The 24,953-nt window shown below is 71.3% G+C and carries 22 protein-coding genes; 7 read left to right on the forward strand and 15 right to left on the reverse strand.

Annotation, left to right across the window (positions count from 1 at the left end; translation table 11 throughout):
- Window positions 1-68: 68 nt before the first annotated feature.
- Complete coding sequence (locus ACZ3I3_RS17735) at window positions 69-347, reverse strand: hypothetical protein (RefSeq protein ID WP_467366047.1); 279 nt, start codon at window positions 345-347, stop codon at window positions 69-71.
- Between the two features lie 110 nt (window positions 348-457).
- Between ACZ3I3_RS17735 and ACZ3I3_RS17740 the strand changes: the two genes are divergently transcribed.
- Window positions 458-913: a VOC family protein gene (locus ACZ3I3_RS17740; protein WP_467366048.1), complete on the forward strand. Its 456-nt coding sequence runs from the start codon at window positions 458-460 to the stop codon at window positions 911-913.
- Window positions 914-1,163: 250 nt separating this feature from the next.
- Here the strand turns inward: ACZ3I3_RS17740 and ACZ3I3_RS17745 are convergent, their stop codons facing one another.
- The 4 genes from ACZ3I3_RS17745 to ACZ3I3_RS17760 form a co-directional block, all read right to left on the reverse strand.
- Window positions 1,164-1,955, reverse strand: coding sequence for an IclR family transcriptional regulator (locus tag ACZ3I3_RS17745; RefSeq protein ID WP_467366050.1), 792 nt, complete (start codon window positions 1,953-1,955; stop codon window positions 1,164-1,166).
- On the reverse strand, window positions 1,952-3,322 hold the full coding sequence (locus ACZ3I3_RS17750) for an alpha/beta hydrolase family protein (protein WP_467366052.1): 1,371 nt from the start codon (window positions 3,320-3,322) through the stop codon (window positions 1,952-1,954). Before ACZ3I3_RS17750 ends, ACZ3I3_RS17745 begins: the two co-directional genes overlap by 4 nt.
- Window positions 3,319-4,668, reverse strand: coding sequence for an MFS transporter (locus ACZ3I3_RS17755; protein ID WP_467366053.1), 1,350 nt, complete (start codon window positions 4,666-4,668; stop codon window positions 3,319-3,321). The genes ACZ3I3_RS17750 and ACZ3I3_RS17755 overlap by 4 nt, the downstream gene beginning before the upstream one ends.
- Before the next feature lie 79 nt (window positions 4,669-4,747).
- Window positions 4,748-5,173, reverse strand: coding sequence for a MarR family winged helix-turn-helix transcriptional regulator (locus ACZ3I3_RS17760; protein WP_467366430.1), 426 nt, complete (start codon window positions 5,171-5,173; stop codon window positions 4,748-4,750).
- 228 nt (window positions 5,174-5,401) lie between these two features.
- On the opposite strand from ACZ3I3_RS17760, the gene ACZ3I3_RS17765 reads away from it, so the two are divergent.
- Genes ACZ3I3_RS17765 through ACZ3I3_RS17780 form a run of 4 tightly spaced genes read left to right on the forward strand, consistent with a single transcriptional unit; the run spans window position 5,402 to window position 9,180 of the window.
- Window positions 5,402-6,319: an SDR family NAD(P)-dependent oxidoreductase gene (locus tag ACZ3I3_RS17765; RefSeq protein WP_467366055.1), complete on the forward strand. Its 918-nt coding sequence runs from the start codon at window positions 5,402-5,404 to the stop codon at window positions 6,317-6,319.
- The gene (locus tag ACZ3I3_RS17770) at window positions 6,319-7,194 is read left to right on the forward strand and encodes an amidohydrolase family protein (RefSeq protein WP_279541120.1); all 876 of its coding nucleotides are present in this window, start codon (window positions 6,319-6,321) and stop codon (window positions 7,192-7,194) included. The genes ACZ3I3_RS17765 and ACZ3I3_RS17770 overlap by 1 nt, the downstream gene beginning before the upstream one ends.
- A 10-nt stretch (window positions 7,195-7,204) precedes the next feature.
- A complete protein-coding gene (locus ACZ3I3_RS17775; RefSeq protein ID WP_467366057.1) occupies window positions 7,205-8,713 on the forward strand; it encodes an acyl-CoA synthetase in 1,509 nt (502 codons plus the stop codon).
- A gap of 11 nt (window positions 8,714-8,724) precedes the next feature.
- Window positions 8,725-9,180: a MaoC family dehydratase gene (locus ACZ3I3_RS17780; protein ID WP_086854653.1), complete on the forward strand. Its 456-nt coding sequence runs from the start codon at window positions 8,725-8,727 to the stop codon at window positions 9,178-9,180.
- A gap of 18 nt (window positions 9,181-9,198) precedes the next feature.
- Here ACZ3I3_RS17780 and ACZ3I3_RS17785 read toward each other — a convergent pair whose 3' ends face one another.
- The 10 genes from ACZ3I3_RS17785 to ACZ3I3_RS17830 form a co-directional block, all read right to left on the reverse strand.
- A complete protein-coding gene (locus ACZ3I3_RS17785; protein ID WP_467366059.1) occupies window positions 9,199-10,026 on the reverse strand; it encodes a PaaX family transcriptional regulator in 828 nt (275 codons plus the stop codon).
- A gap of 24 nt (window positions 10,027-10,050) precedes the next feature.
- Window positions 10,051-10,899 (reverse strand): hypothetical protein, encoded by an 849-nt coding sequence (locus ACZ3I3_RS17790; protein WP_467366061.1) that lies wholly within the window; start codon window positions 10,897-10,899, stop codon window positions 10,051-10,053.
- 4 nt (window positions 10,900-10,903) lie between these two features.
- Window positions 10,904-12,577: a PHP domain-containing protein gene (locus tag ACZ3I3_RS17795; RefSeq protein ID WP_467366063.1), complete on the reverse strand. Its 1,674-nt coding sequence runs from the start codon at window positions 12,575-12,577 to the stop codon at window positions 10,904-10,906.
- A 17-nt stretch (window positions 12,578-12,594) separates the two neighbouring features.
- The gene (locus tag ACZ3I3_RS17800) at window positions 12,595-14,430 is read right to left on the reverse strand and encodes a LamG-like jellyroll fold domain-containing protein (RefSeq protein WP_467366065.1); all 1,836 of its coding nucleotides are present in this window, start codon (window positions 14,428-14,430) and stop codon (window positions 12,595-12,597) included.
- A 34-nt stretch (window positions 14,431-14,464) separates the two neighbouring features.
- Window positions 14,465-17,398, reverse strand: a complete 2,934-nt coding sequence (locus ACZ3I3_RS17805) for a glycoside hydrolase family 2 TIM barrel-domain containing protein (protein WP_467366067.1) — start codon at window positions 17,396-17,398, stop codon at window positions 14,465-14,467.
- The gene (locus tag ACZ3I3_RS17810; RefSeq protein WP_467366069.1) at window positions 17,395-18,291 is read right to left on the reverse strand and encodes an alkaline phosphatase family protein; all 897 of its coding nucleotides are present in this window, start codon (window positions 18,289-18,291) and stop codon (window positions 17,395-17,397) included. The genes ACZ3I3_RS17805 and ACZ3I3_RS17810 overlap by 4 nt, the downstream gene beginning before the upstream one ends.
- 142 nt (window positions 18,292-18,433) lie before the next feature.
- Window positions 18,434-19,303 carry a carbohydrate ABC transporter permease gene (locus ACZ3I3_RS17815; RefSeq protein WP_467366071.1) on the reverse strand — a complete coding sequence of 290 codons (870 nt, stop codon included), beginning with the start codon at window positions 19,301-19,303 and terminating at the stop codon, window positions 18,434-18,436.
- The gene (locus ACZ3I3_RS17820; RefSeq protein ID WP_467366432.1) at window positions 19,300-20,184 is read right to left on the reverse strand and encodes a carbohydrate ABC transporter permease; all 885 of its coding nucleotides are present in this window, start codon (window positions 20,182-20,184) and stop codon (window positions 19,300-19,302) included. Before ACZ3I3_RS17820 ends, ACZ3I3_RS17815 begins: the two co-directional genes overlap by 4 nt.
- 124 nt (window positions 20,185-20,308) lie before the next feature.
- The gene (locus ACZ3I3_RS17825) at window positions 20,309-21,586 is read right to left on the reverse strand and encodes an ABC transporter substrate-binding protein (protein WP_467366073.1); all 1,278 of its coding nucleotides are present in this window, start codon (window positions 21,584-21,586) and stop codon (window positions 20,309-20,311) included.
- Window positions 21,587-21,634: 48 nt separating this feature from the next.
- Window positions 21,635-22,654: a carbohydrate kinase family protein gene (locus ACZ3I3_RS17830; RefSeq protein ID WP_467366075.1), complete on the reverse strand. Its 1,020-nt coding sequence runs from the start codon at window positions 22,652-22,654 to the stop codon at window positions 21,635-21,637.
- Window positions 22,655-22,817: 163 nt separating this feature from the next.
- Between ACZ3I3_RS17830 and ACZ3I3_RS17835 the strand changes: the two genes are divergently transcribed.
- Both ACZ3I3_RS17835 and ACZ3I3_RS17840 read left to right on the forward strand, forming a co-directional pair.
- The gene (locus ACZ3I3_RS17835) at window positions 22,818-23,582 is read left to right on the forward strand and encodes a DeoR/GlpR family DNA-binding transcription regulator (RefSeq protein ID WP_467366434.1); all 765 of its coding nucleotides are present in this window, start codon (window positions 22,818-22,820) and stop codon (window positions 23,580-23,582) included.
- Window positions 23,579-24,919: a 6-phospho-beta-glucosidase gene (locus ACZ3I3_RS17840; RefSeq protein ID WP_467366077.1), complete on the forward strand. Its 1,341-nt coding sequence runs from the start codon at window positions 23,579-23,581 to the stop codon at window positions 24,917-24,919. Before ACZ3I3_RS17835 ends, ACZ3I3_RS17840 begins: the two co-directional genes overlap by 4 nt.
- Window positions 24,920-24,953 lie beyond the last annotated feature (34 nt).

Here is a 24,953-nt window from a genome sequence, read left to right on the forward strand (position 1 = left end):
TTGATGAGTGCAGGTCCTGAACGGGCGTTGTCAGCCGCGATGTTGGGGCCTCGCGGAGACACCGGTCGTCAAGGGCTGTCGTCGTCCCCGGCCGGCCGCGCCTTCGGGTCGGTGCCCCACTTCTTGACGTACCAGTGCAGTACGTCGTCGACGATCAGAAGCAGGACGATGCCCACCGCCAAGGTCCACTCGGGAAGCCCGGCCCAGGCGAGGACGAGGCCCGTCAGTCCTGCGAGGACGAGCAGGAGAAGCAGCCGCAGTGCGTGCTGCCACCCGGTGTGGCGGGCCAGCCACCTTGCCCACCGCTGGGGCCTTCCCGACCGCTGAGGCTTTCCCGACCGCACCATCGCCGATTCCCCCGTCTCAGGCGTTGCGGAGCTCTGCCGGGTTCGACTTCCGGCGGGGCGCGACGGTTGTCCCAGGGCCCGTTGTCAGACCCTCCTGCGATGCTCACGGCATGGACGTCACCTTGCAGCTGACCATCGACTGCGCCGACCCGGCGAAACTCGTGACCTTCTGGACCGAGGCCCTCGGATACGTGCCCGAACCGGCCCCGGGCGGGCACCCCACCTGGCGGGCCTACTGGGCGGACCTGGGGGTGCCCGAGGAGGAACTGACCGAGGGAGTGGGGGAGACCCCCGAGTCGATCGTCGACCCCGACGGGCAGGGGCCCCGCATCTGGTTCCAGCGGGTGCCTGAGGGCAAGACCGTCAAGAACCGGGTGCATCTGGACCTGAAGGTCGGCGGCGGCAGAGGCGTTCCCCTGCCGGAGCGCACCCGGAGAGTCAGGGCGAAGGTGGACCGGCTGACCGCGGGCGGTGCGACGGTGCTGCGCGTCATGGACGAGCCGGAGATGGACTACTACGGCGTCGTGCTGCGGGACCCGGAGGGCAACGAGTTCTGCGTGGCCTAGGCGGACGCCTCCTGGGGTCGGTGCGAGAGCCGCTGTCCTGGGCCCTCTCGCGATCTCGGCAGTCATGTTCGGTAACGGTGCGGTATCCAAGGAATGGTCGGCCGGCAGGTCCTGTTGGTGTCCGGCCGCGACGCGGCGCTGCTCGTGCGTGCCGCCGCCCGTCTGGGTGCCGGTGTCGCTCGGACCTGAAGGCTGACCCGGCCCGGGCCTCCGGGCGCGGGCCGACCGGGCTGCTGAACCCGCCGGTAGCTCAGACCCGCTCCGGCCGCCACCCCAGCGCCCGGGAGATCCCGCGCGCCGCCACGCGTACCGCCGGGACCAGCACCGGCACCTGGGCGTCGGCCTGCGGCACCACGACGGACACGGCGGCGGTCACCGAGCCGTCCGCCGTGCGTACCGGCGCGGCCACCGACAGGGCGTCCTCCGTGACCTGGCGGTCGCTCACCGCCACGCCGGTCCGGCGCACTCCGGCGAGCTCCCGCCGCAGCCGCGCCGGATCCGTGATCGTGTACGGCGTGAAGGACGCGAGTGTGCCCGTGCAGTACTCCTCCTGGAACTCCGGATCGCCGTGGGCCAGCAGGGCGAGCCCGACCCCGGTGGCGTGCAGCGGCCAGCGTGCGCCGACGCGGATGTGCACGCCGACCGCCGAACGCCCGGACAGCCACTCGATGTAGACGACGTCCGAGCCGTCCCGCACCGCCAGCTGCACGTTCTCGTGCGTCGCCTCGTACAGGTCCTCCAGGTACGGCAGCGCGATCTGCCGCAGGGCGAGGCCGCGCGGCGCCAGTGCGGCGATCTCCCACAGCCGGAGACCGACGTGGTAGACGCCGGACTCGTCCCGTTCCAGGGCGCCCCACTCGGTGAGCGCGCCCACCAGCCGGTGCGCGGTGGTCAGGCTCAGCCCGGCCCGCCGGCTGATGTCCGTCAGGCACAGCGCCGGGTGCTCGTGGTCGAAGGCCGCGAGGACGGACAGCAGCCGGTCGGTCGCGGTGGGGGCGCCCCCGGTGCGAGCGGAGTCGAGGACTCGGGGCAGAGCGGTCATGGCCGGGTGTCTCCCGGGTGGGCGAGGTCGTAGGGGCGGGGGTAGGCGGCCGGGCGGTACGGGACGTAGCGGGGTTCCGCCGTCGGATCCGCCGCTGTCGCCCGGGAGTTGAGGGCGGCGGGCGAGGTGTCCCAGCGGCCCGTGTCCAGGCGGTGTTCCAGGGTGTGCAGGGCGGCCAGGGTCTCGCCGGGGGTGAACGTGCAGTGGCCGGGGGCGTCGACGTAGGCCTGGCGGAACAGCGGACCGGAGCCGGCCGCGCCGGCCGCCCTGCGGTGGGCGCTCTCCGCCTGCACGGGTATCAGCGCGTCACCGGTCGTGTGGATGTTCAGCTGCGGGTCGGCCAGCCGGCCGGAGAGCACGCTGGTGTTCCGCATCCACCGCACGGCCGGCGGATCGGCGGAGATCCGGGGTGCCCGGCCCAGGGCCGAGAGGTCGGTACGCAAGGACAGTCCCGCCTCCTTGTAGAGCTCCTTCACTTCTTTGTACAGCGGGGAGCGGCCGAGCATGGCCGTGTAGTCGACTCCGGTGTTCCACGAAGGGTTGCCGCCCGCCCGGCTCTCGGCCTCCTGCCGCCAGCTGAACGCGGGCATCTGGAGCAGGCCCCGGACGGCGGTGTACTGGTTGGCCTGCTGGGTTTCCCAGTCCGTGGGGCCCGGCTCGGGCTGCGAGGCGTCGTTGTAGCCGGGGATGTCGTGCAGGGCGGCGGCGAGGGCGATCCGGGCCCGGCTCTCGGGGGTCCGCTGGGCGGCGTCGACCTTCGAGGTGAGCGCCTTCCCCGCGGCGACCGCCTCCGTCTGGCCGGCGAAGCCCGTGAGCCGGATCCCGGAGTCCGGCGCGAGGAGCGTGCGCAGTGCGAACACCGGGTCCAAGGTGCTGTTCCAGTTGGCGACGCCGCCCTGCACCAGCCCGCACATCGAGAGCGAACCGTCGAACCGGCCGGCGTGGCGCTCGGCGAGCATCGTGGTGACGAAACCGCCGTACGAGGTGCCCCACGCGAGGGTCCGCCGGGCCGCCCCGAACTTCTCGGTGAACAGGTCCAGCGTGGCGAGCTGGTCGGGCACCGCCTCGGTGACGGCCCAGCCGTTCGTCGCGTACGAGGAGCCGATCAGGGCGTAACCGTCGGCCAGCAGCTTGTCCCGGGCGGCCGCACTCGGCGTGTTCTCGGCCCGCTTGGGGGATCCGGCCGGGGCGTAGCCGTGGCTGTACAGCAGCACCGTCCCGTTCCAGGACGCGGGGACGTCCATCACGTACGCGGCGCCGGAAGAAAGCTCGCCCTCCAGGTGGGTGTCGGTGGCGCCGGCGGCCTGCGCCGGCAGTGCGGTCGCCACGGACAGACAGGCGGTCAGCACAGCGAGGCGGATCCTCAACGCGGGGTCCCTTCCAGGGTGGGGGTGGCGACGGTGGGGGAGTCCAGGGCGTCGGTGTGCGTCTCGCGCAGTCGCCACACGGTGACGGCGGTGATCGCCGCGCCCACGCACAGCAGCAGAGAGACGGGCGTGCTCCCGCCCCCGTACGAGGCGAGGAGGCTGCCGGCGATGAGCGGGGAGAAGCCGGCGCCGATCAGGGTGGCCGCCTGGTAGCCGAGGGAGGCGCCGGTGTAGCGGACGCGGGTGCCGAACATCTCGGTGAGCAGGGCGCCGAGCGGCCCGTACATCGTGGACTGGGCGACACCGTGACCGAGGGCGAGGGCGAGGATCAGCAGCCCGGGCGAGCCGGAGTCGACCAGCGCCAGCACGGGGAAGGCGAGCGCGGCGGAGGCGACCGCCCCGGCGAGCACGACGGGCCGGCGGCCGACCCGGTCCGACAGCGCGGACGCGGCGGGCAGGACGACCAGGGCCACACAGGAGGCGACGGTCACCGCGGTCAGCACCTGCGGGCGGGTGTACCCCTCGTCGACGGCGTAGGAGATCATGAAGCTCGTCAGCAGCGACTGGGCGGTGAACGCGCCGATGCCGACGCACGCGGCCAGCAGCACGGGCTTCGGGCGGCGCAGCACCTCCACGATCGGCGGCTTGTCCACCGGCTCCCGCTTGACCTGGGCGAACAGCGGGCTCTCGGCGACCTTCAGGCGCACGAACAGCCCGACGGCCAGCAGCACGATGCTCAGCAGGAACGGCACCCGCCAGCCCCAGGAGCGGAACTCGTCGTCGGGCAGACCGGCGACGAGCGTGACCACACCGGCCGACAGCACGGAACCGAGCGGGGCGCCGAGCTGCGTGAAGCTGGACCACAGGCCGCGCCGGGAACCCTGCGTCCGCTCGGCGTGCTCGACGACCATGAGCATCGCGCCGCCCCACTCGCCGCCGATCGCGATGCCCTGCACCACGCGCAGGGCGACCAGCAGGATCGGGGCCCAGACGCCGATCGCGTCGTACGTCGGCAGCAGGCCGATGAGGAAGCTGCCCGAGCCCATCAGGACCATGGTCAGCAGCATCATCGACTTGCGGCCGATCCGGTCGCCGAAGTGGCCGAAGACGATGCCGCCGAGCGGGCGGGCGAGATAGCCCGCGGCGAAGGTGCCGAACGCCGCGATGGTGCCGACCGCCGGGTCGGCCCGGGGGAAGAACAGCTCACCGAAGACGAGCGCGGCGACCGTGCCGTAGACGAGGAAGTCGTAGAACTCGACGGCCGTGCCGAGCAGGCCGGAGACGGCCACGCGGCGCAACTGCCGCGAATCGGGGGCGGGTTGAGCGGCAGAAGGGGATGGCTGCACGGGAGCTCCCTGGGGACGGGTCTCGGTTGGCCGATGAAGTTATGCATCTCCCGTGCGGCCGTCAATCATTTGCACAACATCAGTTCAGTCCGTCCCCGGCGATCCGCAGCAGCAGCCCGTGCAGCGCGTCCCGCTCGGCCGGGTCCAGCGGGCCCAGGAGCTCGTTCGTCACCCGCTGGCCGGCCTCGTCGGTGTCGCGCAGGAACGCGCGGCCCTTCTCGGTCAGCGCGACGATCCGGCTGCGGCGGTCGTCGGGGGAGGGGCGGCGCTCGGCGAAGCCCTGCTTCTCCAGGTCGTCGACCAGGCCGACGATCGCGCTCGGGTCGTAGCCGAGCCGGGTGCTCAGCTCGCGCTGGAGGGCGCCCTCGGAGGTGGCGAGGAAGCGCAGCACGGCGTAGTGGCGCAGACGCAGGCCCGACTCCTGGAGGCAGGCGTTGAAGAGCTGCCCCGAGCGCAGGCCCAGGCGGTACAGGAGGTAGCCCGTGTCGGCGTGCAGCCCGCGCATCCACGGCTCGTGCGCGTCGATGGGCTTCGGGGTGACGTTCTGGCGTGCGATGACGGGCTCCCTGTGCTCGGTGGTTCCTGAGGATTCCAGCATCTCGCACCCGTGGGTCATCAACAACTATTGACGTCAACAATTATTGCTCTTAGCTTCGATCTCGTAGCCGCACCCGTGCGACTTGTAGCCCCACCCCATGCGACTCGTAGTGCACCCATGCGAAGGGACTCACCCGTGCCCACCATCGATCTCACCGGCAAGGCCGCCGTCGTCACCGGAAGCGGCCGGGGCCTCGGCCTCGCCTACGCCCACGCCCTGGCCGCCCACGGCGCCTCCGTGGTCGTCAACGACGTCGACGAGGCGGTGGCCGAGGCGGCCGTGAAGTCCATCACCGAGGCGGGCGGCAAGGCCGTGGCGGAGGTGGTCCCGGTCGGTACGGCCGAGGCGGCGGACCGGCTGGTCGCCCGCGCGGTCGAGGAGTTCGGCCGGCTGGACGTCCTCGTCACCAACGCCGGCATCCTCCGCGACAAGGTGCTGTGGAAGATGACCGACGAGGACTTCGACGCGGTGATCACCACCCATCTCAAGGGCACCTTCACCTGCGCCCGCGCCGCCGCCGTCCGGATGCGCGAGCAGGGCGAGGGCGGCTCGCTGATCCTGGTCGGCTCCCCGGCCGGGCAGCGCGGCAACTTCGGCCAGACGAACTACGCCGCCGCCAAGGCCGGCATCGCGGCGATGGCCCGCACCTGGTCCATGGAGCTGGGCCGCGCGAACATCACCGTCAACGCGATCGTGCCGGTCGCCGCGACCGCGATGACCGAGACGATCCCGGCGTTCGCCCCGTACATCGACGCCATGAGGAACGGCGAGCCGCTGCCGGACTTCCTGCGCAAGGGCGAGGGCTTCGGCACCCCCGAGGACTGCGCCGCCCTGGTGCCGTTCCTGGCCTCCGAGGCCGCCCGCGGCGTGACCGGCCAGTGCATCGGCATCGGCGGCGACAAGGTGGCACTCTGGTCGCATCCGCAGGAGATCAGGGCGGCCTACGCCGACGGCGGGTGGACCCCCGGCACCCTCGCGGACGCCTGGCCCACCTCGGTCGGTGCCGAACCCCAGTCGGTCGGCATCCCGGCGCCGAAGTTCCCGGAGGCGTGATGGACCTGAACGACCTCGTCGCCATCGACGTCCACACGCACGCGGAGGTGTCCTCCAAGGGCCACTCCTCCCTGGACGACGACCTGCACGACGCCTCCTCCGCCTACTTCAAGGTCGAGGGCAAGCGGAAGCCGACCCTGGAGGAGACCGCCGCCTACTACCGCGAGCGGAAGATGGCCGCCGTGATCTTCACGGTCGACGCCGAGTCCGCCACCGGCACGGCGCCCGTCCCCAACGAGGAGGTCGCCGAGGCCGCCGCCGCCAACGCCGACGTCCTCATCCCCTTCGCCTCCATCGACCCCTTCCGCGGGAAGGCGGGGGTCAAGCAGGCCCGGCGCCTGGTCGAGGAGTACGGGGTGAAGGGCTTCAAGTTCCACCCCAGCATCCAGGGCTTCTTCCCCAACGACCGGTCGGTGGCCTACGACCTGTACGAGGTCATCGAGGAGACCGGCACGATCGCCCTGTTCCACACCGGCCAGACCGGCATCGGAGCCGGCGTGCCCGGCGGGGGCGGGATCAGGCTCAAGTACTCCAACCCGCTGCACGTGGACGACGTCGCCGCCGACTTCCCGCACCTGAAGATCATCCTGGCGCACCCGTCGTTCCCCTGGCAGGACGAGGCCCTGGCCGTCGCCACGCACAAGCCGGGCGTGCACATCGACCTGTCCGGCTGGTCGCCGAAGTACTTCCCGCCGCAGCTCGTGCAGTACGCGAACACGCTGCTGAAGGACAAGGTGCTCTTCGGCTCCGACTTCCCCGTCCTCACCCCCGACCGCTGGCTCGCCGACTTCGACAAGCTGACGATCAAGGAAGAGGTCAAGCCGAAGATCCTCAAGGAGAACGCCGCCCGTCTGCTCGGGCTGACGAAACCGTAAGGGGCGTGACATGCGCAACGAGGGACTGGGGTCGTGGCCCGCACGCCGGGCCCGCAAGACCCCGCACCGCACCGCCCTGATCCACGGCGACACCACCCGCACCTACGCCGGCCTGTACGACCGCACCACCCGCCTCGCCCACGCCCTGCGCGACAGGGGCGTGCGCCGCGGCGACCGCATCGCCTACCTCGGCCCGAACCACCCCTCCTACCTGGAGACCCTGTTCGCGGCCGGCACGCTCGGCGCGGTCTTCGTCCCCCTCAACACCCGCCTGGCCGGCCCCGAGATCGCCTACCAGCTCGCCGACTCCGGCGCCAAGGCCCTCGTCTACGGCCCGTCGCACGCCGGTCTCGTCGCGGGTCTCCCCGGCAGCACGGACGTCCGTACGTATGTCGAAGTGGGCGCCGAGTACGAGGAGGCGCTGGCCACCGTCTCCCGGGAGCCCATCGACACGCCGGTCGCCCCGGACGACACCTGCATCATCATGTACACCTCGGGCACGACCGGCCGTCCCAAGGGCGCGATGCTCACCCACGGCAACCTCACCTGGAACGCGATCAACGTCCTCATCGACCACGACCTGGTCGCCGACGAACGCGCCCTGGTCTCCGCCCCGCTGTTCCACACCGCGGGCCTGAACATGCTGACCCTCCCGGTCCTGCTGAAGGGCGGCACCTGCGTCCTGGTCGAGGCCTTCGACCCGGACGCCACCTTCGACCTGATCGAACGGCACCGGATCACCTTCATGTTCGGCGTGCCCACCATGTTCGACCAGGTGGCCCGGCATCCGCGCTGGCCGGACGCCGACCTGTCGTCGCTGCGCATCCTGACCTGCGGCGGCTCCCCGGTGCCGACCCCGCTGATCGCGGCCTACCAGCGGCGCGGCCTGACCTTCCTCCAGGGCTACGGCATGACCGAGGCCGCCCCCGGCACGCTGTTCCTGGACGCCGAGCACGCCGTCGCCAAGGCGGGATCGGCGGGCGTGCCGCACTTCTTCAGCGACGTACGCGTCGTACGGCCCGACCTCGCCCCGGTCGACGTCGGCGAGGTCGGCGAGGTCGTGGTGCGCGGGCCGCACGTCATGCCCGGCTACTGGGGGCTGCCCGAGGAGACGGCCGCGTCCTTCGCGGACGGCTGGTTCCGCAGCGGCGACGCCGCCCAGGTCGACGAGGACGGCTACGTCTACATCGTCGACCGCATCAAGGACATGATCATCTCCGGTGGCGAGAACATCTACCCCGCCGAGATCGAGGACCAGCTCCTCGCCCACCCGGACATCGTCGAATGCGCGGTGATCGGCGTGCCGGACGACAAGTGGGGCGAGGTGCCCCGCGCGGTCGTCGTACCCCGCGAGGGCGCCGCACTCGACCCCGACGAGGTGCTCGCCTCGCTCGCCGGCCGCCTCGCCAAGTACAAGATCCCGAAGTCGGTGGTGGTGGCGGACGAACTGCCCCGCACCGCCTCCGGGAAGCTCCTCAAATCCCGTGTGCGCAAGCGCTACGGCACCGACTCCCAGTGAAGGACGGCTCCATGAGCATCACCGTCAACGGCCTCGACGAACTCAAGAAGCTCGCGGGCAGCGACCTCGGCACCAGCGAGTGGATCGAGGTCACCCAGGAGCGCATCGACACCTTCGCCGACGCGACCGGGGACCACCAGTGGATCCACGTCGACCCGGAGAAGGCCAAGGAGGGTCCCTTCGGTGCCCCCATCGCGCACGGCTACCTCACGCTCTCCCTCTTCATCCCGCTGTTCACCGAGCTGCTGGACGTCCAGGGCGTGACGACGAAGGTCAACTACGGCCTCAACAAGGTGCGTTTCCCCTCCCCGGTGAAGGTCGGCTCCCGCATCCGGCTGACGGCGAAGCTCGCCGAGGTCGAGGAGGTGCCGGGCGGCGTGCAGATCACGGTCGACGGCGCCATCGAGATCGAGGGCGGTGCCAAGCCGGCCGCGGTGCTCCAGAGCCTGTCGCGGTTCTACGCCTGAACACACTGAGATGGCGTGCTACGCCTGAGGCCGCGCGGGCACCAGGTCGAGCAGGCGTTCCGAGGCGTCGCGCGCGAGCGGTGAGAGCCGGTCGTGCACGGCCCGGAACGTCTTCTCGGCCTGTTCCGCCGGCCAGTCGTCCGGCAGGTGCTTGACGGGCAGGCGCGGATCACGCCGGACGATCCGCAGCCACTCGGTCTGGAGCCGCAGCCGCAGCACGAGCGCCTCGTCGGCCTCGGGCAGCCGGTCCTCCCAGGACTGCCAGCGCCGTACGAACGCCTCGTACCGCCCGGCCAGGTCGGACAGCTCCCACGTCTCCTCGATCATCTGGCCGATGTCGGTCCCGGTGTCGGCGTGCGCCCGGAAGACCTTCACATGGGCGGACAGGCCGAGCTCGGCGACCAGAGCCGACACATCGACCTCGCCCGGCGCGATCCACAGGCCGTTGAACAGCGGGCCGAAGCCGCTCCAGGTCAGCTGGGAGCGCAGGTCGTGGCGCTGGCGCTGCCAGGACTCGGGCAGGGAGAAGCCGAGCAGGGTCCAGGTGCCGTCCCAGTTCCGGTTGACGGCACCGCTCTGCCAGATGCGCCGCTCGCCGTCGCGCAGCACGGCCTCCGAACGCCCGGTCAGCCCGAAGTACATCCGGCGGCCCTCGCGCTGGCGGCGCAGCAGGTCACGGTTGACCATGCGGGTCAGCGTCGAGCGGGTCGCCTGCTCGCCGATCCCGGCGCGGGCGAACAGGTCGATGACGCTGCCCGAGTACACGCACACGTCGCGCCCGAGCACCTGGTCGCCCAGGAACGTCAGCATGAGGGACTGGGGCCGCAGCGACTCTTCACCGGTCACGCGGCCCACCGTACCTCCGCCCGATCAGTCCGTGACCTGCCGGTACGCGTGCACGGCCGTCGTCACCGCGCACACGCCCGGCGGGATCATCTGCGTCCTCAGGGTGCCGCTGTTCGTGTCGTAGTCGACGCCCTCCGTCTCGAAGGCGCCCGTGCACACGCTGCGCTGCGGCAGCGCGAACAGGCTCGTCACCGTGCCGGTGACCGGCTGCCCGTCCGGCTCACGGGGCAGGTCGACCTGGAGCAGCGGCCGGATCTGAGGGAAGAGGGTGCCCGAGGCGTCGTTCGAAACGCACAGCAGGCGGGTGCCGGTGACGAAGTCGCAGCCCTGGATGTCGCGCACGGGCTTGTCCAGGGTGATCTGCCCGGCCTCCTTCAGCTCACCGCCGGTGGGCGGCGTGGAGGGGTTCAGCAGGGGCGCCGGGAAGACCTGGAGCCGGTTCTGCGTGCCCCACTCGCCCGAGACCAGCCACTGACCGTCGGGCGAGACGGTGGCGAAGGAGTTGTTCAGCTTCTCGCCCGGGTTCAGCGGGTGGACGTACTGGTAGCGCTTCCCGGCCGGGGTGGTGACCGCGAACATCTTGGACGTGGCCGTGTCCGGGCCCTGGTAGGCGTCGAAGACATGGCCGCGCGCGATGTCCGGGTCGCCTATGTGGTTCCAGCCCTTGGCCCGCAGGTCCAGCGGGATGGAGGCCAGCCCGCGGTAGAGCAGGGAGCCGTCGGCGCGGCTGGCCAGGCCCTGCCCGCCGCCGAGGGTGTCGGTGTACGCCGTGCCGGTCTCGGCCCACTGCGGGGCACCGGCGGCCGAGGCCGTGCCGGCACCCAGCGTGAAGGCACCTAACAACGCGGTGGCGGCGAACAGTTGACGTCTCATCAGGTCAGGCACCTTCCACGTCGACGAATACCGGGTTCGCATAGAACCACGTATCCGCCCACGGGTCACCGTCCCCGGGAGCGTGCGGAACCGGCCCGCGCGGATCGACCGAGGCGCCGAGGTAGCCGGTGCCGTTGCGGTTGCCGTCGCTGCCGCGCAGCCGGACGTAGAAGGACTCCTCGCCCGCGGTCAGCGGGATGCGGAGCGTGTAGGTGCCCGTGCGGCCGGAGACGTCCTGCGAGCGGACGACGCGGGTGTCGGGGGCCTTCCAGGTGTCGCGGTCGGCGACCGGGCCGCGCACCGCGCCGCGGATGACGTCCACGTGCGCCAACTCGGGCAGGATGCCCTGGGGGTTGGGCCGGGAGGCGGTCGTCACGGTGACGTCCAGGGTGAGCCTCTCGCCCTTGCGGACCCGCAGCCGGCCACCCAGCGTCACGCCCCGGCCCCGGTCGCCGTCCCGCTTCAGCCGGACGTCGAGCCCGTCGAGCAGATGCCCGTGGTCGAGCCAGACCCGGCCCGCCCGCATACCCGCCATGACCGCGCGGTAGCCGTACCGGGTCACGCCCACGTGCGTACGGCTGAACTGCCCGGGCCAGAAGTCGCTGCCCGGCTGCGGGGTGTCCGTGTTCACCGGGTCGGGCAGCTTCCCGGTGCTGTCGAAGGTCTGGCCGGGCTGCCAGTCGCCGTTCTTCCAGGTGTCGAAGACGATCCGGTGGGCGTCGGAGTTGGTGGTGACCGAGAACAGCCGCCCCTCGGCGAGCATCGAGTCCCACAGGCCGCCGACGGTGGCAGTCGCCCAGTCGAACCCGCCGTACGTCACATAGGCGTCCGCCGGGTAGCCCGGCCAGGACTGCGCGGACGGCTTGTTCTCGTACTCGCCGCGCATCGAGGTGGCGCCGCGCCAGCCGGGGATGGCTGCGCCCTGGGCGCCCGGCGCGCCCTCCATGCCGATCATGATCCCGGGCGCCGCGTCCCGCCAGTTGCGCATCTCGTGCGGGGAGTCGATACCCAGGCGCAGGGGGTGGTTGGCGAGGACCAGCACGTCGTCGACGTAACCCGAACGGCGCTGCTCCGCCAGCCACTTGAGCGCCTTGACGGCGTGCGCCTCGTTGCGGGCGGTGTCCGCGTCGGCGGGGCCGCCCTTGTCGTAGCCGAGCAGCTTGCCGTCGTAGGCGCGCTCGAACCGGGTCAGCAGGTCGACCTCGTGCGGTCCGGGGGCGGTGAACACCGTGCAGTGCTCGGCCGCCGGGATGTACCACTCCAGGCCCTGGAAGATCAGCTGACGCGGGTTCTCGGCCCGTGCCTCGAGGATCTCCTGGTGCTCCAGCGCCGCCCCGAAGTCGGCGTGACCGAAGTTGGAGTGCTCGGTGAACACCATCCAGTCCAGGCCGTACTTCGCGCCCGCGGCGGCCAGTTGGGAGAACGTGTACTTGGCGTCGTGGCTGTAGACGGAGTGGACGTGGTGGTCGCCGACGAGGTAGGCGAGGCGGGGGTCCTCGCCGCCCGGCCGCTCGCCGTCGCCGTCGGCCCGGGCCGGAGTCGCCGCCGAGCCCAGGGCGAACGCGGCGCCGAACAGGCCCGCGCGGCGCAGGAGCCCGCGGCGGGAGACGCCCTGGGGGTCGAGGACGGCGGGGGAGACGGACGGATCGGCCCAGGCGGGCAGCTGCTGCTCTGTCATGAGAGTTCCCTGGGAGTTCAGTGGTTCATGAAGGAGGTGACGGGCAGCGCCCGCGCGACGATCCGGACGTCGCCGAGCCGGCCGTGGAGGATCTGGTCGATCTTTCCGCCGTACTCGTAGCCGCCGAGCAGCCACGGCAGGCCGACGGAGGTGATGCCGACGGAGGGCGCCTTGGGGTTGCGGAGCACCGGGCAGCCCTCGACGTACAGCGTGGTGTGCCGGCCGTCGTTGACGACCGCGAGGTGCCACCAGGTCTCCAGCGGGGTCTCCTGGCCCCAGTTGGTGGCGATGCCCTGCTGGTTGAGCGGGCGCATCGCCCACTGCGGTTCGCGGTCGTTGGACAGCGACAGCGTGGCCAGCGGCTCGTCCGGGTCGTCGGCGGTCTTGCCGGCGGCGCCGCCCGTGCCCGTGCGGCCGACCAGGCCCGACCAGGCGTGGTGGTCCGGGTCCCAGTCGGCGGGCAGCCGGTAGAACGCCTCGATGGTGTAGCCGTCCTTGAAGGTGGCCGAGTTGAGCGGGGCGCCGTCGACCGTGCGCAGGTAGGCGCCCTTCAGCGGTGACTTGAAGCCCTGGAACTCCAGGCTGCCGTGGCCCGGCTGGTCGGGGTGGTGGTCCGCCGACCAGCCCAGCGTGCCGCCGCCCACCGTGACGAGCGAGAGGTCGTTGCCGCGCCCGGACAGGTCCCGGACCGTGCCGGCCGTGCCGTCGACGGGCTTGTCGAATCGCCAGTACGCCGCGGTGCCCGGGACCAGCATCTTCGAGGCGGGCCGCGCCGGACGGGCGGGCACGGGCGCGAAGCCGGAGAAGCGCTCCTCGAAGTCGATCTCGACGGAGAACCGGTCGGCGTCGCCGCTCAGCTCCATCTCCTGCCGCTCCAGCTCGTTGAGCCCCTTCCCGGCCCGGCCCAGGATCCAGGGGGAGACCGTCTCCACGTCGATGACGTTCCGGTCCAGGTCGAACCGGTAGAGACGGATCATCGCCGCGCCGCCGAAGTAGCGGTTCTGGTAGTTCGTCAGATGCAGATGGACGTCATGCCCGGCCGCGTTCTTGCGCGTCGTACGGGCGGCGGGCCAGTAGTGGCCGTTGAGGGTGAGGAAGATCTGGTCGTGGTCCTCGATCAGCCGGTCCCACAGCTGCTGCCCGTAGGCCGACAACGAGTCGTCCTCGGCGACCAGTTCGTGCGTCGTGAGGATCACCGGCGTCTTCGGATGCCGCGCCATGACGTCCTTCGCCCACGCGTACCCCTGCGGCGACAGCCGCCAGTCCAGCGCGAGCACCATCCACTGCCGGGCGCCCGCGGTGAACAGGTGGAAGGTGTTGTAGCCGTCAGGGGAGGCACCGCCGAACGTCCGCTGCCCCTTGAACCGCTCCGGCCCGAAGGCGTCCAGATACGGCGTCGCACCGCGCTGGTCGGTCGTCGACGACTTCACGTCGTGGTTGCCGGCCAGGACGCTGTAGCCGACGCCCCGCCGGTCCAGCAGCCCGAACGCCTCGCCGATCGCCGCGAACTCCTCCTTCGCGCCGTTCTGCGTGAGGTCCCCGAGGTGGGACAGGAAGACGAGGTTCTCCTCCTTGCCGTGCTCCAGCAGATAGCGCAGCGACGCCTCGACCGGTGCCCTGTCGATGCTCGGCCCGTCGAAGAGGTACTGCGTGTCCGGCATCACGGCGAGCGTGAAGCGACGGCTGCGCGGGTCGGGGCGCGGGCTCGCCGGAGCCGCCCGGGCGGTGACGGCCGGCAGCGCGGCCACCGCCGTCGCGGTCGCGCCGAGCAGGGCGGTGGCGCGCAGGAAACCGCGTCTTCCGGCGCCGGCCTGGGGCGCTTCGCCCAGGTCGTGATCATGCGAAGTGCACACAGGTGCTCCAGAGGTGACTCGAGAGGGGGAGAGCTCAGAGAACGCGCAGTGTCCAGCTCCAGCGGTGGACGCCGGCCGGGACGAGATAGGTGGCGAAGGTGTCGGGTCCGCAGGAGGCCGTGCCGAGACCGCGGTGCGCCGCGTCGATGTGCACCACGCACCCCGCCCGCGGCACCAGTTCGTCGTGGTGCGCGGCCGAGGCGAGGTCGGCCGCGCGATGGCGGGTCACGCAGACCTGGCGGGGCCGGTCCAGCCGCACCGCGAGCCCGGTCGCGTCGGGCGCGGACAGCGTGAACCGCCGCACGCCGTGCCGCCCGCCGCTCTCCTGGGGCCGCAGGTACGGCGTGAACAGCTCGTCCACCGGCAGCGAGTGGTGGCCGACGGGCGCCCCCGCGCCCCGGTCCGGGTACGACTCCCAGGGGCCCTTCCCGAACCACTCCACCAGGTTCAGCCCGGCGGCCGTCTCGAAGACCGACCCGACCCGGGCCACGTCGTCCAACGGCTCGGGCAGCTCGGCGCACTCCTCCACGAGCAGCCCGCCCTCGACCGCCGTGAACACCTGCTCGTGCCGGACGGTGCCGCCCGGGCCGAGGTGGTCGGTGACCACGGACACCCGCCCAGGGTCACGCCGTACGGCGACGACCTTGCGGGTGAGCGCGTCGAGGCCCCAGTCACGCCAGCGGGCCGCCATGCCGCCCAGTTCGTCGTTGTCGGTGGGCGCCCGCCACAGCGACAGAGTGGGCCCGGCCGTGAGCAGCGGATGGACGAGCAGCCCGTCCTCGTCGACCTCGACTCGGCGGTTCCTGACCGGCGTGTGCCGCACCGGCTCCGCCGCCCGCAACCGCACCTGCGGCAGGCACACGACCGTGCCGCGCGGCGCCCACGGCTCGTCCCCGGCCGTCGTGACCCGCAGCGTCAGCCACGCCTCGCCGCCGTCCTCCGGCAGCTCGAACGGCAGCGGTACGGCGGCCGTCTCGCCCGGCCGCAGCTCGGGCAGCTCGGCCGGAGCGGTCCGGGTGCCGCCGTCGGCGAGGGACAGCTCCCACTCGCCGGACAGCCAGTCCAGGCCCCGGAAGTGCTGGTGGTTGCCCAGGACGACGCCCTCGTGCCGGAAGCACTCGATGCGCACCGGCGCGGCGATCTCCCGGTGCTCGGACATCACGGGCTTGGGGGTGCGGTCGGGGAAGACGACCCCGTCGGCGATGAAGGCGCCGTCGTGGTCGGTCTCCCCGAAGTCGCCGCCGTACGCCCAGCGATGGCCGGGCGCGGCGACACCGTTGTCATAGAGCCCGGCGCCCCCACGCCCGGCCGGTCTGCCGTCGTTCACACGCTGGAGGATGCCGTGGTCCCAGAACTCCCAGATGAACCCGCCCTGAAGACCCGGGGTGGCCTCGATGGCCTCCCAATGGTCCGCGAGCGTGCCGTTGCTGTTGCCCATGGCGTGCGAGTACTCGCACTGGATGAGCGGCTTGGTCTGCGTCCCGGACATGGCGTGCGCCAGGCACTCCTGGAGCGGGGCGTACATCGGGCAGGCGATGTCGGAGGCCAGGTCCGGGTCGGCCCAGCCGCGCTTGGCCGCGCCCTCGTACTGCACCGGCCGGGTCGGGTCGTGCCGGCGTACCCAGCCCGCCGCCGCGTCGTGGTTCGCGCCGTAGTCGGACTCGTTGCCCAGCGACCAGATGATCACGGACGGATGGTTCTTGTCCCGCAGCACCATCCGCGCGACCCGGTCCACGAAGGCCCCCAGATAGCGCGGGTCGTCGGCGATCTCGTGCGCGTGGTCGTGGGACTCGATGTCGGCCTCGTCGACGACGTAGAAGCCGAGCTCGTCGGCCAGGTCGTACAGGGCCGGGTCGTTCGGGTAGTGCGCGGTGCGGATCGCGTTGAAGCCGAACCGCTTCAGCAGGACGAGGTCCGCGCGCATGTCGTCGTACGAGACGGTCCGGCCGGTCAGCGGGTGGAAGTCGTGCCGGTTGACGCCCCGGATGAACACGCGCTCGCCGTTGACCAGCAGGTCCCGGCCGGTGATCTCGACGTCACGGAAGCCGATCCGGTGGTGCGAGCTGTCGGCGACCGTGCCGTCGGCGCGGTGCAGCCGGACGGTCAGGCCGTACAGCTCGGGCGTCTCGGCGGTCCAGGCGCGCACGTCCGGCGCGGCGGCCCGCAGCCGGGCCTCGCCGAGGAAGGCCGAGACGCGCTCGTCCTCGGCGTTCGCCCGGTCGAACTCCGCGTCCTGCGTGAGCAGCGACCCGTCCAGCTCCCCGCTGACGTACCAGTCCTCGGGCAGGGCGCCGCCCGCGTCCCGCACCAGGCAGTCCACTCGCAGGTCACCGTCCCGCCGGGCCCGCACGGTCACGTCCGCGAGATGCAGCGGATCGGTGGCGTACAGCAGCACCGAGCGCGTGATGCCGCCGTGCCACCACTGATCCTGATCCTCGATGTGCGAGGCGTCCGACCACTTCACCACGGTCAGCCGCAGGGTGGCCTGCTCGCCGGGGCGTACGGCGCCGGACAGGTCGAACTCGGCGGCCAGGTGGGAGTCCTTGGAGATCCCGACGGCCCGCCCGTCCACGTGCACCAGCAGCACGCTCTCCGCCGCCCCGACCTGGAGCACGATCCGCCGCCCGGCCCACTCGGCCGGCACGTCGACCGCACGCTCGTACACACCCGTCGGGTTGGCGGCGGGCACGGCCGGCGGGAACTCGGCGAACGGCATACGGACGTTGAGGTACCGCGGAAGATCGTCCGTGCCCTGCATGGTCCAGACACCGGGGACGTACGCCGACGACCAGTCCTCGCCCACCGGGGCGTCCGGCGCGGGCAGCAGCTGGAAACGCCAGTCGCCGTCCAGGGAGACGGCCCCGGGCCTCCGGTCCACGGCGTTCATGGGGAGCCGCCGCCAGGAGGTCACCTCGGGTGCTTCCCAGGGGCGCAGGGCGATCAGGGGATCGGGGAGTGCGTCGGTCATGGCCATTCCGAAGTCGGTGGGGTGGGCGGGGCAAGGGCACGGCCCGGCAGGCCCCAGGCGGGGTCGACGGGGATGCCGAGACGGTCCAGGACGGTGGGGGCGATGTCGACGAGGCGGGGCGTGTCGAGCCTGGTGCCTCCGGGCATGCCGGGCTCGGCGAGGATGACGAAGACCTCCCGTTCGGCCTGTGTGTCGCCGCCGTGGCCGCCGGTGTCGAGGTGACCGTGGTCCGTGGTGACCAGCACGGTCCAGTGCTCATGGGCGCGCCGCGCGTCGATCGCCTCCAGGAGCCGCCCGAGGTGGGTGTCCTGGGCGAGGAGCGCCCGGTCGTAGGCGGGGCTGAGCGGGCCCGTGGCGTGACCGGCCTCGTCGGTGGCGCCGAAGTACACGAACACGACGTCCGGGTCGTCCTCGGTGAGCCAGCGCGCGGCGGTGTCGGCGACGAGGTGGTCGGTGGGTTCGTAGCCGTCGGACTCGCCGTCGTAGCGCACCCGCCGACCGATGGCGGGGCCGAGGACGCCGCGGTCGACCAGTTCCGGCCAGGACACCACGGCCGCGGTGCGCAGACCGGGCCGGGCGGTGGCGGCGCGGCTGAGGAAGTCGGGGTAGCGGGTGTAGTCGGCACCGAGGAAGTCGTTGCCGGTCACTCCGTGCCGGTCGGGCCACACCCCGGTCAGCACGCTCGACCAGCCGGGGCCGGAGTCCGTGTAGGCCGTGCCGGCCGACGGCCCGTCCTCGGCCCGGCCGTAGGGCAGCATGCTGGTGCCGTGGGCTCCGCCGGTCATCAGGCCGTGCAGTACGGGTGCGGTGGCGGAGGACCGGATCAGCCGGTCGTGGCGGAGCCCGTCCATGCCGACGACGAGCACCTTGGCGCGTGCGCTGCTGTCCGCCACTGCTTGCCTCCCTCGTCGCTAGGCGCTTGCGACCCGACGACCCCGAGCTCGGGGCCTCCTGCCGGTTGTCGAGCGCGCGTCCGTCGTGGCTGGTCGCGCAGTTCCCCGCGCCCCTTTGGGGGCGCCCCCCTGCGGGGGCGCGTCAGCTGCCCTGCACCGCTCCCTCCGTCGCCCCCGCGATGAAGCCGCGCGCGAAGATCGCGAAGACCACGACCAGCGGCAGGGCCGCCATGAGGACACCCGCCATGACCATGCTGTAGTCGGTGGTGTGGCCGACATGGAGCTGGGCGAGCTCCACCTGGAGCGTGACGTGGCTGGGGTCGGTGAGCACGATGAGCGGCCAGACGTAGTCGTTCCAGGCGTTGACGAAGGCGTAGATGGCGAGGAAGGACAGCGCGGGCTTGATCATCGGCAGCGCGATGTTCCAGTACTGGCGGAAGAACCCGGCCCCGTCGATGCGCGCGGCGTCGAGCAGTTCGTCGGGCACGCCGTTCTGTATGTACTGGTGCAGCCAGAAGATGCCGAAGGCGTTGGCCAGGGCGGGCAGGGCCAGCGCCTTGAGCATGCCGACCCAGCCGATCTCCGACATGAGGATGAACTGCGGCAGGACGGCCAGCTGGAGCGGCAGCATCATGAACACGAGCAGCGTGCCGAAGAGCATCTTGCGCCCGGGGAAGTCGAACTTGGCGAAGGCGAAGGCCGCCAGCGAGTCGATGAACAGCACCAGGACGGTGGTGACGCTCGCTACGAGGATCGTGTTGAGCATCGACCCGAAGAAGTCGATGGTGTTCAGCACATGCCGGATGTTCTCCAGCAGGTGGGAGCCGAAGGTCAGCTTCGGCGGGCTCTTGTAGATGTCCTCGGTGGTGTTGGTCGCCATGACGATCGTCCACACGAACGGGAAGACCGAGATCAGGACGGCCAGGACGAGGAGGATGTGCGCGGTCAGGCCCTTGGGGCGGCGCAGCCGCCGCTTGTCCGTGGCCGGCCGTGTCGTGTCCGCTGTCGTCATGCCTTCCTCCCGCGCTGCACGAGGCGCCAGTTGATGACGACGAGCACCATGATCAGTACGAAGAAGGCCCACACGATGGCCGCGCCGTAGCCGTAGTCGTTGTTGAGGAAGGCCGACTGGTAGAAGTACAGCAGCGTGGTCAGGCCCGCCTGGCCCGGGCCGCCGAGGTTCTGGTTGGCGGCGTTGCTGGCGAAGAGGACCTGGGGTTCGCTGAAGCTCTGCAGGCCGTTGATGGTCGAGATGATGACGGTGAACAGGATGATCGGCCGCATGATCGGAATGGTGATCTGGAAGAACGTGCGGACGGGGCCGGCGCCGTCCATCTTCGCCGCCTCGTAGATCGAGGTCGGGATCGCCTGCAGACCGGCCAGATAGATGATCATGTTGTAGCCGGTCCACATCCAGGTCATCAGCACCGCGATGACCAGCTTGATCAGCCACGGGTTGCTCAGCCACGGGACGGGCGAGATGCCGACCGTGCCCAGGATCGCGTTGACCAGGCCGAAGTTGTTGCTGAACACCGCGCCGAAGAAGATCGCCACGGCGACGATCGAGGTGACGTTCGGCACGTAGAGGGCGATGCGGTAGAAGCCCTTGAAGCGGCGCACGGAATGCAGCAGCGTCGCCAGGACCAGGGCCCCGAAGAGCGTGGGAACGGTGGACAGCACCCAGATCACCAGGGTGTTGCGGATCGACAGCCAGAAGACCGGGTCGTTCCAGAGGAACTCGAACTGCTGGAGGCCCACGAACTGCTTGGTGCCGAGGCCGTCGTAGCGCTGGAAGGCCAGATACAGCGAGTAGAAGACGGGGAAGAAGGAGAAGGCGATGAAGATCAGGTAGAACGGCGAGATCGCCAGGTACTGACGCCAGTGCGACAGCACCCCGCGCCGGCTCGGCCGGACGGCGCCCGCGGGCGGGGTGCGCCGCGGGCGGAACCGGGCCGGGCCCGGCCCGCCACGGTGCTCGGGCACCGTGGCGGGACCGGTGACCGGAGGTGATGACACCTCAGTTCACCCCCTGTCGCCGGGCGATCTGCTTGGCCTGGCTGACGGCGTCCCTCCAGGCGGCGTCGGGCTTCTTGCCCTTGGCCTCGATGCTGGTCAGCTCGGTGAAGTAGGGGGCCATGACCGCGGCGTCGGCGGGTGCCTCGTAGCTGACCGGGATGGCCTTGGCGGCCGGACCGAAGACCTCGATGATCTTCTGCCCGCCGAAGAAGGCGTCGGCGCCCGTCATGTCGGGCATGGCGTACGAGGCCGGGGAGGCGGGGAAGATGGCGGCGTCGGTGAAGCCGCGGGCGTTGTTCGCCGGGCTGAGGATCCAGCTGATGATCTTGAATGCCTCTTCGGGGTTGCGGCACTGCTTGGGCAGCGCCAGGTAGGAGCCGCCCTGGTTGGCCGGCCCGCCGGGCGTGGCACAGACGCGCCACTTGCCCTTGGTGCCCGGGGCGGCCTGCTCGATGTCCAGGGCGTGCCAGGCCGCGCCGAGTTCGGTGCCGAGGTTCTTGCCGATGGCGGCGTTCCAGGTCTGGTCGTTGATCTTGGCGTCGATGCCGAGCGTGTAGGGGCGGATCGCCGTGGTCCACGCGGCGCGGATGTGGTCCTGGTCGCCGATGAAGTGGTTGTTCTCGTCGATGAACCGCTTGGTGCCCTGGCCGACCGCGATGTTGAACACCGAGCCCATGTTGTTGATCAGGTAGGTGCCGGGCACGGCCTTCTTCAGCTCGGAGCCGAGCGCGAAGTAGTCGTCCCAGGTCCCGGCCTCGGCGGCGACCTTGTCGGGGTCGGTGGGCAACCCGGCCTTGTCGAACAGGTCCGCCCGGTAGAAGAGCGCGGTGGGGCCGATGTCGATCGGGAACCCGACCTGCTTGCCGTCCTCGGTCTGGGCGAGCTTGGTCTTCCAGTCGAGGTACTGCGACGAGATCTTCTTGAAGCCCAGCTCGTTCAGGTCGAGGAAGCGGTCGGCGTTGGGCAGGAAGGACGCGATGTCCTCGCCCTTGATGCCGGTGATGTCGGGCACGGAGCTGCCCGCCGCGAGCGTGGTGGTGAGCTTCTGCTTGAAGTCGCCGCCTATGGAGGCGGCGGTCAGCTTGATCTGGCTGCCGAAGTGCGCCTTGGCCTCCGCGACCACCTTGTCGCTCAGTGCGCCACCCCAGTACCACATGGTGAGGCTCTTGCCGTTCTTGGTACCGCCCGATCCCGAGCTGCCGCCGCATGCGACGGTCAGGCCGGAGGCGGCCGCGGTGAGCGCGGCGGCCTGGAGGAAGCCTCTACGAGAAAGGTCCACGGGTCACTCCTGTTTTTCCTGTTCGTGGTGCCGAGGTGTGGGTGAAGGTCAGTGCTGCCGTGCGGGAGGGGTGACGGGGGCGTACGCGACCGGCGGCCCGGGGTTCTCCGGGAGCCGGTCCGCCAGGAAGCCGTAGGTCCGTTTCACTTCGGGGTCGGTCAGGGAGTGCCACCAGCGGTCGACGCCGTACCAGCCGGGGGCGGCCAGCGCCCCGCCGTGGTGCCGGACCGACAGCCCGGCGGCGAGCACCGCGAACCGCAGCCGCTCCGCGAGCGGCCAGCCACCGAGCGAGGCGGTGACGAACGCGGCGCCGAAGACGTCCCCGGCACCCGTCGCGTCCAGCACCTCGACGTCGAGGGCGGGCACGTCGGCGTACTCGCCGGTCGTCTGGTCGACGGCCATCGCGCCGTCCCCGCCCCGGGTGACGACCGCGACCGGCACCAGCTCGGACAGCGTGCCGAGCGCGGCCACCGCGCTGTCCGTGCGGGTGTAGGCCATGGCCTCCGTCTCGTTCGGGAGGAAGGCGTGGCAGAGCGCGAGCTGGTCCAGGAGGGCCGTCGACCACTCCTGGCTGGGGTCCCAGCCGACGTCCGCGTAGATCTGCGTGCCGCCGGCGGCGGCCTTGGCGAGCCAGTCGCGCGGCTGCGCCTCGAGGTGCACCAGGGCGGTACGCGCCGCGGGCGGGTCGCCCACCAGCACGTCCTGCGAGTACGGCGGCTCCTGGCCGTGGGTGACCAGGGCACGGTCCGTGCCGTGGGCGAGGGCGACGGTGACCGGGGTGGGCCAGCCGTCGGCCGTACGGGAGAGGGAGAGGTCGACGTCCTCCTGGTCGCACAGGATGTCCCGGCAGCACTCGCCGTAGAGGTCGTCGCCGAACACGGTGGCCAGCGAGGTGCGCAGGCCGAAGCGGCTGGCCGCCACCGCCAGGTTGGCGATGCCGCCCGGGCCGCAGCCCATGCCCGTCGTCCAGATCTCCTCGCCCGGGGTCGGGGGCTTGCCGAGCCCTGTGAGGACGAGGTCGTAGAAGAGCAGCCCGGTCAGCAGCACATCGGGCCGGTCGTCGTCCACGGAGGGGTCCTCTCGTTCGGAAGCGTTCGAGGAGCCCACCCCGCGAGCTCGTCAAAACTCTTCATTTCGGTGACCGGAATCGTGCGCCGCTCGGAGAGATTGGTCAATACCCGAGCAGAAGTGAGCATGGAAATGATTGGAGATGACGAGTACTGTTCACGCCGTGCTGGCAGAACGACGACACCAACTCATCCTGCGGGCCCTGCGCTCCGGCGGGCCCGCGTCCGTGACCGACCTCTCGGAGCAACTCGGCGTGAGTCCCGCCACAATCAGGCGTGACCTGGTCAAACTGGAAGAAGACGGGCTGCTCACCCGCGTCCACGGCGGCGCCGTGGTCGAGGAGGGCGATCAGCCCTTCGCCGAGGTCGCCGAGGTGCGCGTCGCCGAGAAGGACGCCATAGCCGAGCGCGCGGCGGCCATGGTCAGGGACGGCCAGTCGGTGCTGCTGGACATCGGGACGACGGCCTACCGTCTGGCCCGGCAGCTGCACGGCCGCCGGCTCACCGTGATCACCAGCAACCTGGTGGTCTACGAGGAGCTCGCCGACGACGAGGGCATCGAGCTGGTCCTGCTCGGCGGCATGGTCCGCCGCGAGTACCGCTCCCTGGTCGGCTTCCTCACCGAGGACAACCTGCGCCAGCTGCACGCCGACTGGCTCTTCCTCGGCACCAGCGGCGTGCGGCCCGGCGGGCAGGTCATGGACACGACGGTGGTGGAGGTGCCGGTCAAACGCGCCATGATCAACGCCGGCGAGAAGGTCGTGCTGCTGGCCGACGCGGCGAAGTTCCCCGGGCACGGGATGGCGAAGGTCTGCGGTCCCGAGGAACTGGACGTGGTGGTGACGAACGAGCCGGTCGACACGGCGACGCGGTCCTCCCTTCAGGAGGCAGGAGTCGAGGTCGTCGTGACGGGAAGGGTGCAGTCGTGAAGCTGACGATTCTGGGCGGCGGAGGATTCCGCGTGCCGCTGGTGTACGGGGCGCTCCTCCAGGACCACGCCGAGGGCCGGGTGACGCACGTCGTCCTGCACGATCTGGATCCCGCGAGGCTGTCCGCGGTGACGCGCGTCCTCGCCGAGCAGGCGGCCGGAGTCCCCGACGCGCCCGAGGTGAGTGCCACCACCGATCTGGACGAGGCCCTGCGCGGCGCCGACTTCGTGTTCTCCGCGATCCGCGTCGGCGGTCTGGAGGGCAGGGCGAACGACGAGCGCGTGGCCCTGGACCAGGGCGTCCTCGGCCAGGAGACGGTCGGCGCGGGCGGCATCGCCTACGGCCTGCGCACCGTCCCGGTCGCCGTCGACATCGCCCGGCGGGTCGCCCGCCTGGCGCCGGACGCCTGGGTCATCAACTTCACCAACCCGGCCGGCCTGGTCACCGAGGCCATGTCCCGCCACCTCGGCGACCGCGTCATCGGCATCTGCGACTCCCCGGTGGGCCTGGGCCGCCGCATCGCCCGGGTGCTCGGCGTGAAGAACCCGGGGGAGGCCTGGATCGACTACGTCGGCCTCAACCACCTCGGCTGGGTGCGCGGCCTGCGCGTCGCCGGCCGCGACGAGCTCCCGCGCCTGCTCGCCGACCCGGACCTGCTCGGCTCCTTCGAGGAGGGCAAGCTCTTCGGCGTCGACTGGCTGCGGTCCCTGGGCGCGATCCCCAACGAATACCTGCACTACTACTACTTCAACCGGGAAGCCGTACGCGCCTACCAGCAGGCCGAGAAGACCCGCGGCGCCTTCCTGCACGACCAGCAGGCCCGCTTCTACGCCGAGATGCGCAACCCGGACGCCCCCGCGTGGAAGGTCTGGGACCGCACCCGCGCCGAGCGCGAGGCCACCTACATGGCAGAGAACCGGGAGACCGCCGGCGCCGGCGAACGCGACGAGGACGACCTGTCCGGCGGCTACGAGAAGGTGGCCCTCGCCCTGATGCGGGCGATCGCCCGGGACGAGCGCACGACCCTGATCCTCAACGTCCGCAACCAGCGCACCCTGTCGGTCCTGGACACGGACGCCGTCATCGAGGTCCCCTGCCTCGTCGATGCCAACGGCGCCCACCCCGTCACCGTCGACCCGCTGCCCGATCACGCCACCGGTCTGGTCTGCGCGGTCAAGGCGGTCGAGCGCGAGGTGCTGGCCGCAGCCGACTCCGGCTCCCGCGCGAGTGCCGTGAAGGCCTTCGCGCTGCACCCGCTCGTCGACTCCGTCAACGTGGCCCGCAGGCTGGTCGAGGGCTACGCCGAGGTCCACCCCGGGCTGGCGTACCTTAGGTGAACGCCGCTCGGTAAGCGCTTTCCCCCACCGCTTC

Source organism: Streptomyces sp. NPDC016851 (assembly GCF_055562795.1).

What these genes read in the sequence shown, in the direction of transcription:
- ACZ3I3_RS17735 (WP_467366047.1), bottom strand. Translation starts at nt 347, where the DNA reads ATGGTGCGGTCGGGAAAGCCTCAGCGGTCGGGAAGGCCCCAGCGGTGG.
- ACZ3I3_RS17740 (WP_467366048.1), top strand. Translation starts at nt 458, where the DNA reads ATGGACGTCACCTTGCAGCTGACCATCGACTGCGCCGACCCGGCGAAA.
- ACZ3I3_RS17745 (WP_467366050.1), bottom strand. Translation starts at nt 1,955, where the DNA reads ATGACCGCTCTGCCCCGAGTCCTCGACTCCGCTCGCACCGGGGGCGCC.
- ACZ3I3_RS17760 (WP_467366430.1), bottom strand. Translation starts at nt 5,173, where the DNA reads ATGCGCGGGCTGCACGCCGACACGGGCTACCTCCTGTACCGCCTGGGC.
- ACZ3I3_RS17770 (WP_279541120.1), top strand. Translation starts at nt 6,319, where the DNA reads ATGGACCTGAACGACCTCGTCGCCATCGACGTCCACACGCACGCGGAG.
- ACZ3I3_RS17775 (WP_467366057.1), top strand. Translation starts at nt 7,205, where the DNA reads ATGCGCAACGAGGGACTGGGGTCGTGGCCCGCACGCCGGGCCCGCAAG.
- ACZ3I3_RS17780 (WP_086854653.1), top strand. Translation starts at nt 8,725, where the DNA reads ATGAGCATCACCGTCAACGGCCTCGACGAACTCAAGAAGCTCGCGGGC.
- ACZ3I3_RS17790 (WP_467366061.1), bottom strand. Translation starts at nt 10,899, where the DNA reads ATGAGACGTCAACTGTTCGCCGCCACCGCGTTGTTAGGTGCCTTCACG.
- ACZ3I3_RS17795 (WP_467366063.1), bottom strand. Translation starts at nt 12,577, where the DNA reads ATGACAGAGCAGCAGCTGCCCGCCTGGGCCGATCCGTCCGTCTCCCCC.
- ACZ3I3_RS17805 (WP_467366067.1), bottom strand. Translation starts at nt 17,398, where the DNA reads ATGACCGACGCACTCCCCGATCCCCTGATCGCCCTGCGCCCCTGGGAA.
- ACZ3I3_RS17815 (WP_467366071.1), bottom strand. Translation starts at nt 19,303, where the DNA reads ATGACGACAGCGGACACGACACGGCCGGCCACGGACAAGCGGCGGCTG.